This is a genomic window from Fibrobacterota bacterium (assembly GCA_019509785.1).
Lineage (GTDB): Bacteria > Fibrobacterota > Fibrobacteria > UBA11236 > UBA11236 > Chersky-265.
This window is the reverse complement of the sequence record JAEKLQ010000078.1, coordinates 1-13,284: the sequence shown is the minus strand read 5'-3', so window position 1 is coordinate 13,284 and position 13,284 is coordinate 1. Positions and strand designations below refer to the sequence as shown.

27 protein-coding genes and 1 pseudogene are annotated in these 13,284 nt (G+C 60.6%); all 28 read right to left on the bottom strand.

What is annotated here, in order from left to right; translation table 11 throughout:
* Positions 1-16 precede the first annotated feature (16 nt).
* A complete protein-coding gene (rplQ, locus tag JF616_21185) occupies positions 17-538 on the bottom strand; it encodes a 50S ribosomal protein L17 (protein MBW8890276.1) in 522 nt (173 codons plus the stop codon).
* A 139-nt stretch (positions 539-677) separates the two neighbouring features.
* Positions 678-1,652 (bottom strand): DNA-directed RNA polymerase subunit alpha, encoded by a 975-nt coding sequence (locus JF616_21180; GenBank protein ID MBW8890275.1) that lies wholly within the window; start codon positions 1,650-1,652, stop codon positions 678-680.
* Positions 1,653-1,727: 75 nt separating this feature from the next.
* Positions 1,728-2,243 (bottom strand): 30S ribosomal protein S11, encoded by a 516-nt coding sequence (rpsK, locus tag JF616_21175; GenBank protein MBW8890274.1) that lies wholly within the window; start codon positions 2,241-2,243, stop codon positions 1,728-1,730.
* A gap of 77 nt (positions 2,244-2,320) precedes the next feature.
* Positions 2,321-2,689: a 30S ribosomal protein S13 gene (gene rpsM / locus JF616_21170; GenBank protein MBW8890273.1), complete on the bottom strand. Its 369-nt coding sequence runs from the start codon at positions 2,687-2,689 to the stop codon at positions 2,321-2,323.
* Between the two features lie 30 nt (positions 2,690-2,719).
* Positions 2,720-2,836 (bottom strand): 50S ribosomal protein L36, encoded by a 117-nt coding sequence (rpmJ, locus tag JF616_21165; protein ID MBW8890272.1) that lies wholly within the window; start codon positions 2,834-2,836, stop codon positions 2,720-2,722.
* A 10-nt stretch (positions 2,837-2,846) separates the two neighbouring features.
* Positions 2,847-3,065 carry a translation initiation factor IF-1 gene (gene infA / locus JF616_21160; protein MBW8890271.1) on the bottom strand — a complete coding sequence of 73 codons (219 nt, stop codon included), beginning with the start codon at positions 3,063-3,065 and terminating at the stop codon, positions 2,847-2,849.
* Entirely contained in the window at positions 3,066-4,364 is a 1,299-nt protein-coding gene (secY, locus tag JF616_21155) for a preprotein translocase subunit SecY (protein MBW8890270.1), read from the bottom strand.
* Between the two features lie 31 nt (positions 4,365-4,395).
* Positions 4,396-4,863, bottom strand: a complete 468-nt coding sequence (gene rplO / locus JF616_21150) for a 50S ribosomal protein L15 (GenBank protein ID MBW8890269.1) — start codon at positions 4,861-4,863, stop codon at positions 4,396-4,398.
* Entirely contained in the window at positions 4,860-5,042 is a 183-nt protein-coding gene (rpmD, locus tag JF616_21145; protein MBW8890268.1) for a 50S ribosomal protein L30, read from the bottom strand. Before rpmD ends, rplO begins: the two co-directional genes overlap by 4 nt.
* A gap of 23 nt (positions 5,043-5,065) precedes the next feature.
* Complete coding sequence (gene rpsE, locus JF616_21140) at positions 5,066-5,581, bottom strand: 30S ribosomal protein S5 (protein ID MBW8890267.1); 516 nt, start codon at positions 5,579-5,581, stop codon at positions 5,066-5,068.
* Positions 5,581-5,955 (bottom strand): 50S ribosomal protein L18, encoded by a 375-nt coding sequence (locus tag JF616_21135; protein MBW8890266.1) that lies wholly within the window; start codon positions 5,953-5,955, stop codon positions 5,581-5,583. The genes rpsE and JF616_21135 overlap by 1 nt, the downstream gene beginning before the upstream one ends.
* Before the next feature lie 35 nt (positions 5,956-5,990).
* Positions 5,991-6,524: a 50S ribosomal protein L6 gene (rplF, locus tag JF616_21130; protein ID MBW8890265.1), complete on the bottom strand. Its 534-nt coding sequence runs from the start codon at positions 6,522-6,524 to the stop codon at positions 5,991-5,993.
* 8 nt (positions 6,525-6,532) lie between these two features.
* A pseudogene (gene rpsH / locus JF616_21125) lies at positions 6,533-6,927 on the bottom strand (30S ribosomal protein S8).
* A 46-nt stretch (positions 6,928-6,973) separates the two neighbouring features.
* Positions 6,974-7,159 (bottom strand): type Z 30S ribosomal protein S14, encoded by a 186-nt coding sequence (locus JF616_21120; protein MBW8890264.1) that lies wholly within the window; start codon positions 7,157-7,159, stop codon positions 6,974-6,976.
* A gap of 17 nt (positions 7,160-7,176) precedes the next feature.
* A complete protein-coding gene (gene rplE / locus JF616_21115) occupies positions 7,177-7,716 on the bottom strand; it encodes a 50S ribosomal protein L5 (GenBank protein ID MBW8890263.1) in 540 nt (179 codons plus the stop codon).
* A 13-nt stretch (positions 7,717-7,729) separates the two neighbouring features.
* On the bottom strand, positions 7,730-8,041 hold the full coding sequence (gene rplX / locus JF616_21110; protein MBW8890262.1) for a 50S ribosomal protein L24: 312 nt from the start codon (positions 8,039-8,041) through the stop codon (positions 7,730-7,732).
* A gap of 8 nt (positions 8,042-8,049) precedes the next feature.
* Positions 8,050-8,418, bottom strand: a complete 369-nt coding sequence (rplN, locus tag JF616_21105) for a 50S ribosomal protein L14 (protein MBW8890261.1) — start codon at positions 8,416-8,418, stop codon at positions 8,050-8,052.
* 15 nt (positions 8,419-8,433) lie between these two features.
* Positions 8,434-8,691, bottom strand: coding sequence for a 30S ribosomal protein S17 (gene rpsQ / locus JF616_21100; GenBank protein MBW8890260.1), 258 nt, complete (start codon positions 8,689-8,691; stop codon positions 8,434-8,436).
* 15 nt (positions 8,692-8,706) lie between these two features.
* A complete protein-coding gene (rpmC, locus tag JF616_21095; GenBank protein ID MBW8890259.1) occupies positions 8,707-8,913 on the bottom strand; it encodes a 50S ribosomal protein L29 in 207 nt (68 codons plus the stop codon).
* Positions 8,906-9,322, bottom strand: coding sequence for a 50S ribosomal protein L16 (gene rplP, locus JF616_21090; GenBank protein MBW8890258.1), 417 nt, complete (start codon positions 9,320-9,322; stop codon positions 8,906-8,908). Before rplP ends, rpmC begins: the two co-directional genes overlap by 8 nt.
* Before the next feature lies 1 nt (position 9,323).
* Entirely contained in the window at positions 9,324-9,995 is a 672-nt protein-coding gene (rpsC, locus tag JF616_21085; protein MBW8890257.1) for a 30S ribosomal protein S3, read from the bottom strand.
* A 12-nt stretch (positions 9,996-10,007) separates the two neighbouring features.
* Positions 10,008-10,352, bottom strand: coding sequence for a 50S ribosomal protein L22 (gene rplV / locus JF616_21080; protein ID MBW8890256.1), 345 nt, complete (start codon positions 10,350-10,352; stop codon positions 10,008-10,010).
* 10 nt (positions 10,353-10,362) lie between these two features.
* Positions 10,363-10,668, bottom strand: coding sequence for a 30S ribosomal protein S19 (rpsS, locus tag JF616_21075; GenBank protein MBW8890255.1), 306 nt, complete (start codon positions 10,666-10,668; stop codon positions 10,363-10,365).
* An 11-nt stretch (positions 10,669-10,679) separates the two neighbouring features.
* Positions 10,680-11,513, bottom strand: coding sequence for a 50S ribosomal protein L2 (rplB, locus tag JF616_21070; GenBank protein MBW8890254.1), 834 nt, complete (start codon positions 11,511-11,513; stop codon positions 10,680-10,682).
* 17 nt (positions 11,514-11,530) lie between these two features.
* Complete coding sequence (locus JF616_21065) at positions 11,531-11,815, bottom strand: 50S ribosomal protein L23 (GenBank protein MBW8890253.1); 285 nt, start codon at positions 11,813-11,815, stop codon at positions 11,531-11,533.
* Positions 11,816-11,825: 10 nt separating this feature from the next.
* Entirely contained in the window at positions 11,826-12,479 is a 654-nt protein-coding gene (gene rplD / locus JF616_21060) for a 50S ribosomal protein L4 (protein MBW8890252.1), read from the bottom strand.
* Between the two features lie 2 nt (positions 12,480-12,481).
* The gene (gene rplC, locus JF616_21055; GenBank protein ID MBW8890251.1) at positions 12,482-13,099 is read right to left on the bottom strand and encodes a 50S ribosomal protein L3; all 618 of its coding nucleotides are present in this window, start codon (positions 13,097-13,099) and stop codon (positions 12,482-12,484) included.
* Between the two features lies 1 nt (position 13,100).
* Positions 13,101-13,284 (bottom strand): 30S ribosomal protein S10 (gene rpsJ / locus JF616_21050; GenBank protein MBW8890250.1); only part of this gene is annotated, 184 nt, incomplete at its 5' end.

The following is a 13,284-nucleotide window of genomic DNA, read 5'->3' as shown; positions in this document are numbered from 1 at the left end:
CCCCAATCTTGGCTGATTAAGCGGCCGGGGTTCCAGCGGCGGGGGCGGCGCCCTCGGCGGCAGGCGCTTCCGCCTTGGTGATATCGACCTTCTTTTCGGCCTTGGCCTTGGCGGGCTTGGCCGGAGCCTTTTTCCGGGTCTTGGGGGCGACTTCTTCCTCGACCAAGGTGATGACCGCCATCTGCGCGGCATCGCCTACGCGGTTGCCCGAAAGCTTCAGCACGCGGGTATAACCCCCGGCGCGCTTGGCGTAGCGGGGGGCCAGAGTGTCGAAGAGTCCCGACAGCACCTTGGGTTGGGTGACGAAGCGCGCGGCCTGACGGCGCGCGGCGAGGTCGCCCTTCTTCGCGTAAGTGATCAGGCGCTCGACCAGGCCGCGGATGGCCTTGGCCTTCGTCACCGTGGTCACCACATGGCGTTCCATGGGCTCTTCGCTCAAACCTTGGGCGATCACCGAGGTGGCCAGGTTCTTCAGCAGGGCCTTGCGATGGCCCACATTGCGGCTGAGCCGCTTTCCAACTACACCATGTCGAGACATGACTAACTCCGAATCTTTTCTTCGTGAAATGAGAAGGGTAAAGGGTATAGGGTTCAGGGTACAGGGTTGGCGCTTCGCGCCACGAGTCCTATCCCATCATTACCCTTAACCCTGTACCCTTTACCCTGAACCCTATTCTTTACTTCTCGTCGCCCAGATAGTAATCCACGTCCATCCCGAAGGACAGACCCATATTGCTCAGCACTTCGTTCAGCTCGATCAGCGATTTGCGGCCGAAGTTCTTGTACTTGAGCATTTCCGATTCCTGGTTGCGGACCAGGTCGGCGATGGTATGGATGTTGGCGCAACGCAGGCAGTTGCTGGAGCGTACGGAGAGCTCGAGCTCGTCCACGCGCATCTTGAGCAGCTGGCGGATGCGTTCCTTCTCTTCGTCCTTCACCACTTCTTCGGCGGCTTCAAGGTCGCCTTCGAAGTTGATGAACATCTCCAGGTGGTCGACCAGGAGCTTGGCGCCATAGGCCATGGCGTCTTCCGGGTCGATGCTGCCATCGGTCCAGACGTCCATCTCCAGGCGGTTGAAATCGGTGCGCTGGCCCACGCGGGTGTCCGAAACCTCGTAGGCGACCTTGGTCACCGGCGAGAAGTTGGCGTCGATCGGGATCACGCCGATGGGATCGTCTTCGCGCTTCAGTTCGTCGGAGATCACGTAGCCGCGGCCGTCGGAGACGCGCATCTCGATGGTGAGGCTGCCGTTCTTGCCCAGGGTCGCGATGTGCAACTCGGGATTCAGGATCTGCACGTCCGGGTTGGCTTCGATATGCTCGCCGCGGACTTCGCCTTCGCCGGAAATATCCAGGCGCAAGGTCGCGTCCTCGTCCGAGAGAAGCTTCACGCGGAGCTGCTTGATGTTCAAGATGATCTCGGAGAAATCTTCCTTCACCCCTTCGAGGGTGGAGAATTCATGCTGCACGCCTTCGCTCTTGACCGAGACTACGGCGGCGCCCTGGAGGCTCGAGAGCAGTACGCGACGCAGCGCGTTGCCCACGGTGATGCCCCAGCCGCGCTCGAAGGGCTCGATCACGAACTTGCCGTACTTCGAGTCCCCTTTTTCCTTGACGATGCCTTTCGGCATGTGGAGCGCTTTCCATTTCATCCTGTATACCTCTATCCTTACGGTGTTTGTTCGACAATGATCGTCGAGAAACCTCTGATTAACTACGGGACCAGGTTAGACGCGGCGACGCTTCTTGGGGCGGCAGCCGTTGTGCGGGACTCCGGTCACGTCCTTGATGGACATGATATCCATGCCCGCGGCCTTCAAAGCGCGGATGGCCGATTCGCGGCCGGCTCCGGCGCCCTTCACGCGGACGTCGACCTTGCGCATGCCCATTTCGATGGCGGCGTTGGCAGCCGACTCCGCCGCGACCTGGGCCGCGAAAGGAGTGCTCTTGCGGGAACCCTTGAAGCCGACCTTACCGGGCGAACCCCAGGAAACCACGTTACCGCGGACGTCCATGATGGAAATGATGGTGTTGTTGAAGGTGGCCTTGACGGTGCAGGCGCCCTGCACGTCCACCTTGCGCTTGCTCTTCTTGGCCTTGGCCTTCTCACCCTCGGCGCCCTCTTCCTTGGCTGCGCCTTCGGCAGCGCCCTTGGCGGGAGCGGCATCGCCTTCGGCAGCGGCCTTGGCCGCCGGCGCCTTGGGAGCCTTCTTCTCTTCGGGTTTCGCTTTTTCGTCTGCCATCTGGATTCCTCGTTTATTCAATGGTCGGCGCCGTCATCGGGGCCGCTAAACCGGGTGGGGCCTTAAGCCCCCGCCTTTTACTTCTTCTTGTTGGCCATGGTCTTGCGCGGGCCCTTACGGGTGCGCGCGTTGGTCTTGGTGCGCTGGCCGCGGACCGGCAGGCCCTTGCGATGGCGGATGCCGCGGTAGCACTGGATATCGACCAGACGCTTGATGTTCATGCCCACCTGGGCGCGCAGATCGCCTTCGACCTGGTAGCCGGACTCGATGGCGCGGCGGAGCTTGCCGATCTCGTCATCGGTCAGGTCCCCCGCCTTCTTGGCCCCATCCACATTCGCCTTCTTGCAAATGTCCATGGCGGACTTGCGTCCCACGCCAAAGATGTAGGTCAGCGAGATTTCGGTGCGCTTGTTGTTCGGAATATCGACGCCAGCTAAACGGGTCACTGTTTCTTATCTCCTGCGATCGGACGGGCCTTAGCCCTGACGCTGCTTATGACGGGGGTTTTTCTTGCAAATGATGCGGATAACCCCTTTGCGACGCACAATCTTGCAGTGTTCGCAACGCGGTTTCACGGAAGCCCTGACTTTCATGGTTCAATCCTTACTTATGCCTGTAGGTGATCCGCCCCCGCGACAGATCGTAGGGCGACAATTCTAGCAAAACCCTGTCATTCGGTAAAATACGGATATAGTTCTTCCGCATTTTTCCCGAAATATGGGCCAGGATGACGTGCCCGTTGTCGAGCTCTACCTTGAACATTGCGTTCGGTAGGGCTTCGAGCACGCGGCCCTCAACCTGGATGCCTTCTTGTTTGGACACTTAGAATCCTCTCCGGCCGCGGATCTTGCCCTTCCGCATGAAGCCCTCATAGTGCTGGTTCTGCAGATGGGTTTGGAATTGCCGCAGGGTTTCCAACGCGACGCCGATGGCAATCAGTACGCTGGTCCCGCCGATATAGAATTGCATGTTCATGGCCTGCTTCAGATACAGCGGACCAACCGAAATGACCGCCAGGAAGATGGCTCCCGGCAAGGTGACGCGAGTGAGGATCTGGTCGATGAACTCGGCCGTGCGACGGCCGGGGCGGACGCCCGGGATGAAGCCGCCGGACTTCTTGAGGTTCTCGGCGATGTCCTTCGGGTTGTACATGATGGCCGTGTAGAAGTAGCTGAAGAAGACGATTAGCACGGTGAACACGACGGAGTAGACCCAATGGCCGGGCAGGAAGGCTTCGCCGAAGTTTTGCGCCAAGCTGATGTTCGGGAAGTAGGAGGCCAACTGGGCCGGGACGAACATGATGGCCGAACCGAAAATCACCGGCATCACGCCGGCCGTGTTGACCTTGAAGGGCAGGAAGGACGATTGGCCGCCCATTATCTTGCGCCCGACCACGCGCTTGGGCGATTGCAGGGGGATGCGGCGGGTGCCCTGATCGATGTAGATGATGAAGGCGATGATGGCCAGGACCACGGCCAGGATGACCGCTTCCATGGGTACGCTGCGCTCGCCGGAAAGCACCATTTCGGCTTCGCTGAAAATGGCGCGGGGCATTTGCGCCATGATGCCGATGAAGATGATCAGCGAGATGCCGTTGCCGATGCCGCGGGAGGTGATCTGCTCGCCCAACCACATGATGAAGATGGTGCCGGTGGTGAGGGTGAGGACGGTCAGCAGGCTGAAGGACCAATGGCCCACGCCGGCGGCCAAGAGGCTCTGGCCGGTGGGGGTGGCCTGGCTGCCCAACCAGGTGGCGACGCCGAAGGATTGCAACGCGCTGATGACGATGGTCCCGTAACGGGTCCATTGGTTCAGCTTGGCGCGGCCTTCATTGCCTTGCTTCTGGAGCTGGGCGATGGAAGGCACCACCGTTCCCATCAACTGGATGATGATGGATGAGGAAATGTAGGGCATGATCCCCAACGAGAAGACGGAGGCGCGTTGCAGCGCCCCGCCCACGAAGGTGTTGTACAAGCCGAACAGGTTGTTGGAATTCTTGGAGAAGAACTCCGCGATGGCGGTGCTGTTGATGCCGGGAAGCGGCACGAACCCGCCCAGGCGATAAATCGCGAGGAGTCCCATCGTGAAGAGGATCTTATCGCGTAGATCCTTGATCTTCATGATATTCAAAAATCCTTGCAGCGCCTGCACCTTAGACGGCCTTTCCTCTCGTAGCCACGATGACTTCGGCTTTCCCGCCGGCGGCTTCGATAGCGGCCTTGGCGGTATCGCTGAATTGCGCGGCCTTGATGGTCAGGGCCTTGGTGAGCTTACCCTTGGCCAGGACCTTGACGGGCCGCGAGGCGTAGCGGATAAGACCTTTGGCTGCGAGCTCGACGGCCGAAATGGTGGCCGAAGCTTCGAAGCGCTTCTCGATATCGCCCAGGTTCACGACCTGCGGACCCTCGGGGAAATGGGAGTTGAAGCCCACCTTGGGAACGCGACGCTGCAGGGGCATCTGGCCGCCTTCGAAGGCCGCGCCTACAGGACCGCTCTTGCGCGCGGTCTGGCCCTTGCCGCCGCGCCCGGCGGTCTTGCCCAGGCCCGAACCCGGACCGCGGCCGACCTTGAAACGCTTCTTGCGCGAGCCCTTTTTGGGGCGGAGTTCGTTCAACTTCATTTGACTTCCTCGACCTTAACGAGATGGGCGATGACCCGGACCATGCCGTCCAGGGTCGGGGACTTTTCCCGGGTCACGCTCTTGCGGATCCCGCGAAGGCCCAAGGCTTCCAAGGTGCGCTTCTGCTTGATGGAAGAGCGGACCTCGCTGATCAGCTGGGTGATTTTCAATTTGGACATTTGTCTGTTTCCTCTTACGCTCTTTAAGCCTTCACGACCTGGCGGAGCAAGGCGAATTCCTTCTTGCCGCGCTGCATTTGCAGCCCGAGCAGGACGGCCTTCACCACGTTATGCGGATTGGTCGACCCGATGCTCTTGGTGAGCACGTCATGGACGCCGGCCAATTCTAGCACCGCGCGGGCGGCGCCGCCGGCGATAACTCCGGTACCGGGCGAGGCCGGCTTCATGAAAATCTTCGCCGCGCCGAAGCGCACGTTGACTTCATGCGGGATGGTCTTGTTCTGGATGATCACGTCCACCAGGTTCTTGTGGGCGTTCTCGGTGGCCTTGCGGATGGCTTCGGCGACTTCGTTGGCCTTGCCGGAACCGATGCCGACGCGGCCCTTGCCGTTGCCGATCACCACGATGGAGTTGAACGAGAAGCGGCGTCCGCCCTTCACGACCTTGGCGCAGCGGTTGATGGCCACGACCTTCTCCTGGTATTCCTTGTCGACGGGTTCGCGATCCTGGCGACCCTGATTCTGCATACCTTGATTCATCAGAACTCCAATCCGGCTTCGCGGGCGGCATCCGCAACGGCCTTCACGCGGCCATGGAAAAGGTATCCGCCGCGGTCGAACACGACGTTCTTGATCCCGGCGGCGATGGCCTTCTGGGCCACCAGCTTCCCGAGTTCCTTGGAGACTTCGGTCTTCTTCTTGCCTTCGGAGGCCGCTTTGACCTCCGGGGACAAGGAAGACAGGTTCAGCAACGACTTGCCGCTCACGTCGTCGATGATCTGGGCATAGATATGGCTGAGGCTGCGGCGCACGCTCAGGCGCGGGCGGGCGGCGGTGCCATCGATCTTCTTCCGGATCCGGTCGTGCCGGGCGATACGTCCGGTACGGCGAATCAGCGCTTTATCCGCGAACATGGTTCTTCATCCTCTCCTAGTCATAAGCACCGGGCTTACGACTTCTTCACTTCTTTCTGGATCACGACTTCATTCATATAGCGCACGCCTTTGCCCTTGTAGGGTTCCGGGGGCTTGAAGCCGCGGATGGTAGCCGCCACCTGGCCTACGGCCTGGCGATCGATGCCTTCCACCACTACTTTCACGTTGCCGTCCATCTTGACGTTGACGCCGGCCGGGGGGGTATACACGATGGGATGCGAGTAGCCGAGGAGCAGGTTCACGGCCTTGCCCTTCTGCTCGCCGCGATAACCCACGCCCCTGATCTCGAGTTCCTTGGAGAAACCCTTGGACACGCCGGTGACGGCGTTGTTCAGGTTGGCGCGGGAAGTCCCATGCAGGGCCTTATCGGTGCCCGAATCGGTCTCCCGGACCAGGACGAGGGTGTCCTCTTCCTTCTGGACCTTGATACGCTCGTGGATCGTCAAGGACAGCTTGCCCTTGGGACCTTCGATGTTAACGACTTGCCCGTTGATGGTGAACTTCACCCCGGCGGGGATCTTGACGGGCGATTTGCCTACTCGCGACATGATTACCTCTACCAGACCTTGCAGATGATTTCGCCGCCGATGTTCTGCTCACGCGCTTCGTAGTCGGTGAGGAGACCTTTGGACGTCGATACGATGGCCATGCCCAGGCCGTTCATGACCCGGGGCAGACCGGTGGCGCGGGCATAAGTGCGGCGGCCGGGTAGGCTCACGCGCTGGATGCCCTGGATGGCCGGTTGGCCATCCGTGTATTTCAGCAGGATCTTCATGGTGCCCTGCTTGCCGTCGTCCAGAATGACGAACTTCTGGACGAAGTTCCGGCGGACGAGGATCTTGGCCACTTCCCGGCGCTGGATGAGGGCATCTCGACGATGCGCTTGCCCACGCGGGTGGCGTTCCGGATTCTCGTCAGCATATCGCCGATGGGATCTGTGATTCCGCTCATGCTACTCTCTTTCCTTCATTCCCAGTCTTAAAACCCATGTGCCGGATTACCAAGATGCCTTGGTGATGCCGGGGATCTCGCCCTGAAGGGCCAATTCACGGAAGCAAATGCGGCACAAGCCGAATTTGCGCATATAGGCGCGGGGCCGGCCGCAGCGGCGGCAACGGTTGTACTTGCGCACCGTGAACTTCGGGGTCCGCTTCTGCTTCTCGATCATCGAACGCTTTGCCATGTATCCTCTCCTACCCCTTACTTACGGAACGGCATGCCCAGCGCGCTTAGGAGCGCGCGGGCGCCCTCATCGTTCTTGGCGCTGGTCACGAGGCTGATATCCATACCCAAAAGTTGGCTGATCTTATCGTAGTTGATTTCCAGGAACATGATCTGTTCCTTGACGCCGAACGTGTAATTCCCGTTGCCGTCGAAGCCGCGTTTCGGGATGCCGCGGAAATCGCGCACGCGCGGCAAGGCGATGGTAATCAGGCGTTCCAGGAAATCCCACATCTTCTCGCCATGCAAGGTGACCTTGGCGCCGATGGCCAGGCCCTCGCGGATCTTGAAATTCGAAATCGCCTTCTTGGAACGGGTCGGCACCGCCTTCTGGCCGGTGATGGCCCCGAGGGTGGTGACCACTTCCTCGATGAGGCGCTGGTTGCCCGTGGCCTCGCCGACGCCCATGTTCAGGACGATCTTCTCGAGACGCGGCACTTCCATGACGTTCTTCAGGCCGAGCTCCTTCTGGAGGGCCGGAACGATTTCCTTCAGGTATCTGTCCTTGAGCTTGTTCATTTCTTCTTCCCGCCTAGTCTATCGACTTGCCGGACTTCTTTTCCACGCGGACGCGCTTGCCGTTCTGGACGGTCTTGCGCACCTTCACGGGTTCGTTGCCCTTGTTCACCAGCATCACATTGGAGATGTGCACCGGCATTTCCTTCTCGATGATCCCGCCCTTGTCATTGGCGCCGCCCTTGCCGGGCTTCTGATGCTTCTTGGCCTTGTTCACGCCTTCGACGATCACGGTCTGATCCTTGGCGACGACGGCGATGATACGCCCGGTCTGGCCTTTGGACTTGCCCGAGATCACCTTGACGGTGTCCTGCTTCTTCAGTTTCAAAGCCATGATTAGATGACCTCCGGCGCCAGCGAGACGATCTTCATGAATTGCTTCTCGCGGAGTTCGCGGGCAACCGGTCCGAAGATGCGGGAGCCCTTCGGCTCGTTGGCTTCGTTGATGATGACCACGGCGTTGTCGCCGAAGCGGATGGCCGAGCCGTCCTTACGCTTGACTTCCTTGGTGGTACGGACCACCACGGCGCGCTGGACCGAGCCCTTCTTGGCGCCGGCGGTCGGGGTGGCCGACTTGACGGACACCACGATGATATCGCCCAGGCTGGCGTAACGCTTACGCGTACCGCCGAGCACCTTGATGCACATGACTTCCTTGGCGCCGGAATTGTCGGCGACATTCAGTCGGGTCTGCTGCTGGATCATTTTCCCTTGCCTACCTTATTTCTTCCGCTCGACAACGCGGATCAAGCGCCAACGCTTAGTCTTGCTCAGGGGGCGCGTCTCCATGATTTCCACGGTGTCGCCTTCCTTCGCGTCGTTCTGCTCGTCGTGGGCCTTGAGCTTGACCGTAGTGGTCAAGGTCTTGCCATAGACGGGATGGGACTTACGGTTGACCACCGCGACGGTGACGGTCTTGTCCATCTTGTCGCTGGTGACGATCCCTGTGCGGGTCTTCCTGCTCGCTCTTTCTTCCATGGTTCCTCGCCCCCGCTATTTAGCGGTGGTTTCCTTTTGCTTCAGGATGGTCTTCGCACGCGCGATGTCCTTGCGCGTGGTATTCAGCAGGGCCGTGTTCTCCAGCTTGCCCAGGCTCGCCTGCAGACGCATGTCGAACAGGTTGGCCTCCATCTCCTTGACCTTCGTCGCGATGGCGTCCGCCGCCATTTCCCGGATTTCCCGGGCCTTCGCCTTAGCCATTTTTGTCCACCTCGCAAATCTTGATGCGTAGCGGCAGCTTCTGCGCGGCCACGCGGAGGGCTTCCATGGCGAGATCACGCTCTACGCCGCCCATTTCGAAAATCATCCGGCCGGCCAGTACCACGGCGACCCAGCCTTCCACGTTACCCTTACCGGAACCCATGCGGGTTTCCGCCGGCTTCTTGGTGAAGGGCTTGTCCGGATACACGCGCAGCCAAACCTTGCCGCCGCGCTTGATCTTGCGGGTCATGGCCACGCGCGCGGCCTCCAGCTGGCGGTTGGTGATCCAAGCCGATTCGAGGGCCTGGATTCCGAATTCGCCGAAAGACAACTCGGTCCCGCGGGGCGCGACACCCTTCATCTTGCCGCGCATTGTCTTGCGATACTTGACTCTCTTGGGGCTCAGCATTTTAGGCTACCGCCCTTTCGTTCTGGTCTGCAGAGGGAATCTCTTCCCTCTTGATGATTTCACCCTTGAAGATCCACACCTTGACCCCGATGGTGCCGTAGGTGGTTTCCGCGCGGGCCTGCGCGTAATCGATGTCGGCGCGCAGCGTCTGCAAGGGAATGCGTCCGTCGCGGGTCTTCTCGACGCGGGCGATTTCGGCGCCGCCGAGACGGCCGCCGCATTGGATCTTGATGCCGAGGGCGCCCAAGCGCATGGCGCTGGAGACGGCCTTCTTCATGGCGCGGCGGAAAGCGACGCGCTTCTCGAGCTGGCGGGCGATGTTGTCGGCGACCAGCTTGGCATCCACCTCGGGCCGCTTGATTTCGCGGATGTTGATGTAGATCTCTTTGCCGGTCAAATGCTGGAGCTCGCCCTTGATGCGTTCGACCTCTTCGCCCTTCTTGCCGATGACAACGCCGGGACGCGCCGTGAAGATGTTCACGGTGACTTCCTTGACGGTGCGCTCGATGCCCACATTCGACAAGCTGGCATGGCCCAGGCGCTTGTTGAGGTAGCGGCGGATCATCATGTCTTCGTACAGCAGGTCCGCAAAGCTCTTTTCGGCGTACCACCTGGAATTCCAGGTCTTGATGACGCCGAGCCTGAATCCTACGGGGTGTGTTTTCTGTCCCAAGGTTTCCTCCGATTAATCCGACACAACCACGGTCAGGTGGCTCAGTTTCTTCTCGATCCGGTTGGCGCGACCCTGCGCATGCGCGCGGATCCGCTTGATGAGAGGGCCAGCGTCCACGACGATGGTCTTCACCTTCAGGTTCTTGGCCTTGTTGCCGGTGGCTTCGCCCTTGACGCCGTAATTGGCGACAGCGGACTTCAGCACCTTCTCGACCATGCGGGCGCTCTTCTTCTTGGCGCCCAGGCCGAAGAGGAGAGCCAGCGCGTCGTCCACGGGCTTGCCGCGGACCATATCCGCCACCTGCCGCATGCGGTTGGTGGAGGAGCGCATATACTTGCCTTTAGCGATCGCTTCCATGATCCTTCCCTTACTTCTTCGGTCCGCCCGCGGCGGGGCCGGCCGGCTTGGCCTTTTCGGTTTTCACGTGGCCGCGGAACGTGCGGGTAAGCGCGAACTCGCCCAGCTTGTGCCCGACCATGTTTTCGGAGACGAACACCGGGATGAAGGTCTTCCCGTTGTGCACCGCGATGGTCTGCCCCACGAACTCGGGGGAAATCATCGACCGGCGGCTCCAGGTCTTGATGGCCGTCTTCTTGGCGCCGGGGCCCGCGTCTTTCACCTTCTTCAGAAGGTGGCTGTCCACGAACGCGCCTTTTTTCTGCGATCTCGACATCTTGGTGTTCCTTATGCCTTGTTCTTCGGACGGTGCTTGACGATGAACTTGTCAGTCCGCTTGTTGTTACGCGTCTTCTTGCCCTTAGCCTTCTTGCCCCAGGGCGAAACCGGATGGCCGCCGCCCGAAGTCTTGCCTTCGCCGCCGCCCATGGGATGGTCGATGGGATTCATGGCCACGCCGCGGACCTTCGGGCGCTTGCCCAGCCAACGGGAACGGCCGGCGGAACCGGAGACGATCTTGTTGTAATCCACGTTGCCCACGCGGCCGATTACGGCCTTGCATTCCGAGCGGATCATGCGGATTTCGCCGGAGGGAAGCTTCAAGTGGACCATGTCGCCTTCGCGGGCGACGATTTCGCACTGGGTGCCGGCGGCGCGGGCCAATTGGCCGCCGCGACCGGGCTTGAGTTCCACGTTGTGGACGAAGGTGTTGAGGGGCAGCTTCCCGAGGGGCAACACGTTGCCGGGCTCGAGGGCGGCGTCTTCCTTGTTCACCAGGATTTGGCCCACCTTCACGGTGTCCGGGGCGATGATGTAGGCGCGCTGCCCGTCGATGTAGCGGATGAGCGCGATGTTGGCCGAACGATTCGGATCGTATTCGATGGTCTCTACCACGGCGTTGATGCCGGGGCGGGCGCGCTTGAAATCGACCAGGCGCAAGAGGCGCTTGTGGCCCGAGCCGCGGCGGCGCATGGTGATGATGCCGCGGTTGTTGCGACCGGCTTTCTCGCGCTGTCCGAACGTGAGCGGCTTATACGGCTCATTCGTCGTGATCTCGGAGAAATCGAGGGTCTGCTTGTACCGCTGGGTTTCGGTCAGCGGGCGATATGTCTTCAATGGCATGGCTTACTCCGCTTCCCTTACTCGAGTTCCTTGATGGTATCGCCCTCTTGGAGACGGACGATAGCCTTCTTCCAGTCGTTGCGGCGTCCGAGGATGCCCCGGGTGCGCTTCAACTTGCCCTGCACGTTGACGGTATTGACCGACAGTACCTTGACCTGGAAGCGGGCTTCGATGGCCTGCTTGATCTCGATCTTGTTGGCGTTCGTCTTCACCTTGAAGACGTACTGATTCGCGGTCGACCGGATGGCGGTGGACTTTTCCGTCATCCACGGGAAGTCCAGGATATCTTTGGTGGCTTTCATGCTTTATCCCTTACGCTTTCGCGCCGGCCGCTTTCGCGGTCTCCGGCTTGGAAGTGAGGGCCTTCACCGCCGCATCCGTGAAAATCACGTTATCGGCGTTGAGCAGGCTGTAGGTGTTCAGATCCCAGACGCGCTGCACCATCACGGTAGGGATGTTGCGGGCCGCCAGCAGCAGATTCTCATCCGCCTCGGGGATCACGATCAGGTTCTTCTTGCCGGTGAGATTGGCGGCCGCCAGCAGCTTGACCAAATCCTTGGTCTTGGGCGCGGACAGGGCCAGGCTCTCGATGACGTACACGCAGGACTCGTTGGCCTTGACCGTGAGGGCCGAGAGCAGGGCGCGGCGCTTCACCTTCTTGTTGATGTCGCGCTTGTAGAGATGGGGAAGCGGGCCATGGGCCTTGCCGCCGCGCACCCATTGGGGAGCGGTGTTCGAGCCCTGGCGCGCGCGGCCGGTGCCCTTTTGCTTCCAAGGCTTCTTACCGCCGCCGGAAACTTCCGAACGGTTCTTGGTCTTATGCGTTCCCTGGCGCTGGTTGCCCATGTACACGTCAACGGCGTTGTACATCGCGGCTTCGCTGACCGGGGCCTCGAAATGGCTGGCGGGCAGGTCGATTTCCGACTTGTACGCGCCGTTCGCGGCATGGAGCTTCGCTTTTGCCATGATTACTGCTTCCTCACGATAACTTCGCCGTTCGTGGCGCCGGGGACCGCGCCCCGGACGAACAGCAGGTTCTTTTCCGCGTCGATCTTGACCACGACCAGGTTCTTGGTGGTCTGGCGATGGTCGCCATGATGACCGGCCATGCGCTGGCCGGGAAAGGTGCGGCCCGGATAGGTATGCGCGCCGATGGAGCCGGGCTGGCGGACGTTCTGGGAACCGTGGGTGGAAGGACCGCGCTGGAACTTATGGCGCTTGATGGTACCCGCGAAGCCGCGGCCTTTGGTGGTGCCGATGACGGTCACCTTCTTCGCATCGGCGAAGATGGAGACGTCGAGGGTCTTGCCCACTTCGAATTCCTTGGTGTCATCGAGACGGATCTCGGTGAGCCACTTGGCGGCGGCCACGTTGGCCTTCTTGAACACGCCGGCTTCGGCCTTGCTCATGCGCTTTTCATTGCCTTTGCCCGAAGCCACCTTGACGCCGGTGTACCCGTGCTTCTCTTTGGTCTTTTGCTCCAGGACGGTGGCCGGGGGCAATTCGATGACGGTCACGGCGACGGCTTCGCCGGCGTCGTTGAATATCTGGGTCATCCCCAATTTTTTGCCTTTTAGTCCCAGCATGTTACACCTTGATTTCCACTTCCACACCGGCAGGCAGATCGAGCTTCATCAAGGAGTCGATGGTCTGGGGGGTGGAGTCGATGATGTCGATGAGGCGCTTATGAGTCCGCGATTCGAACTGTTCCCGCGACGTCTTGTCGATGTGCGGGGAACGGATCACGGTGTAGATCTTCTTCTTGGTCGGC

Bases quoted from the DNA above. Each gene is read 5' to 3' on its own strand.
- JF616_21065 (MBW8890253.1), bottom strand. From the start codon at position 11,815: ATGAAAGCCACCAAAGATATCCTGGACTTCCCGTGGATGACGGAAAAG.
- rpmC (MBW8890259.1), bottom strand. From the start codon at position 8,913: ATGGCTAAGGCGAAGGCCCGGGAAATCCGGGAAATGGCGGCGGACGCC.
- rpsE (MBW8890267.1), bottom strand. From the start codon at position 5,581: ATGAATCAAGGTATGCAGAATCAGGGTCGCCAGGATCGCGAACCCGTC.
- rplB (MBW8890254.1), bottom strand. From the start codon at position 11,513: ATGCCATTGAAGACATATCGCCCGCTGACCGAAACCCAGCGGTACAAG.
- rplC (MBW8890251.1), bottom strand. From the start codon at position 13,099: ATGCTGGGACTAAAAGGCAAAAAATTGGGGATGACCCAGATATTCAAC.
- secY (MBW8890270.1), bottom strand. From the start codon at position 4,364: ATGAAGATCAAGGATCTACGCGATAAGATCCTCTTCACGATGGGACTC.
- JF616_21135 (MBW8890266.1), bottom strand. From the start codon at position 5,955: ATGTTCGCGGATAAAGCGCTGATTCGCCGTACCGGACGTATCGCCCGG.
- rpmJ (MBW8890272.1), bottom strand. From the start codon at position 2,836: ATGAAAGTCAGGGCTTCCGTGAAACCGCGTTGCGAACACTGCAAGATT.
- JF616_21180 (MBW8890275.1), bottom strand. From the start codon at position 1,652: ATGAAATGGAAAGCGCTCCACATGCCGAAAGGCATCGTCAAGGAAAAA.
- rpsS (MBW8890255.1), bottom strand. From the start codon at position 10,668: ATGTCGAGATCGCAGAAAAAAGGCGCGTTCGTGGACAGCCACCTTCTG.
- rplD (MBW8890252.1), bottom strand. From the start codon at position 12,479: ATGGCAAAAGCGAAGCTCCATGCCGCGAACGGCGCGTACAAGTCGGAA.
- rplP (MBW8890258.1), bottom strand. From the start codon at position 9,322: ATGCTGAGCCCCAAGAGAGTCAAGTATCGCAAGACAATGCGCGGCAAG.
- rpmD (MBW8890268.1), bottom strand. From the start codon at position 5,042: ATGTCCAAATTGAAAATCACCCAGCTGATCAGCGAGGTCCGCTCTTCC.
- rplQ (MBW8890276.1), bottom strand. From the start codon at position 538: ATGTCTCGACATGGTGTAGTTGGAAAGCGGCTCAGCCGCAATGTGGGC.
- rpsQ (MBW8890260.1), bottom strand. From the start codon at position 8,691: ATGGAAGAAAGAGCGAGCAGGAAGACCCGCACAGGGATCGTCACCAGC.
- rpsK (MBW8890274.1), bottom strand. From the start codon at position 2,243: ATGGCAGACGAAAAAGCGAAACCCGAAGAGAAGAAGGCTCCCAAGGCG.
- rplF (MBW8890265.1), bottom strand. From the start codon at position 6,524: ATGTCGCGAGTAGGCAAATCGCCCGTCAAGATCCCCGCCGGGGTGAAG.
- rplE (MBW8890263.1), bottom strand. From the start codon at position 7,716: ATGAACAAGCTCAAGGACAGATACCTGAAGGAAATCGTTCCGGCCCTC.
- rplV (MBW8890256.1), bottom strand. From the start codon at position 10,352: ATGGAAGCGATCGCTAAAGGCAAGTATATGCGCTCCTCCACCAACCGC.
- JF616_21120 (MBW8890264.1), bottom strand. From the start codon at position 7,159: ATGGCAAAGCGTTCGATGATCGAGAAGCAGAAGCGGACCCCGAAGTTC.
- rplO (MBW8890269.1), bottom strand. From the start codon at position 4,863: ATGAAGTTGAACGAACTCCGCCCCAAAAAGGGCTCGCGCAAGAAGCGT.
- rplN (MBW8890261.1), bottom strand. From the start codon at position 8,418: ATGATCCAGCAGCAGACCCGACTGAATGTCGCCGACAATTCCGGCGCC.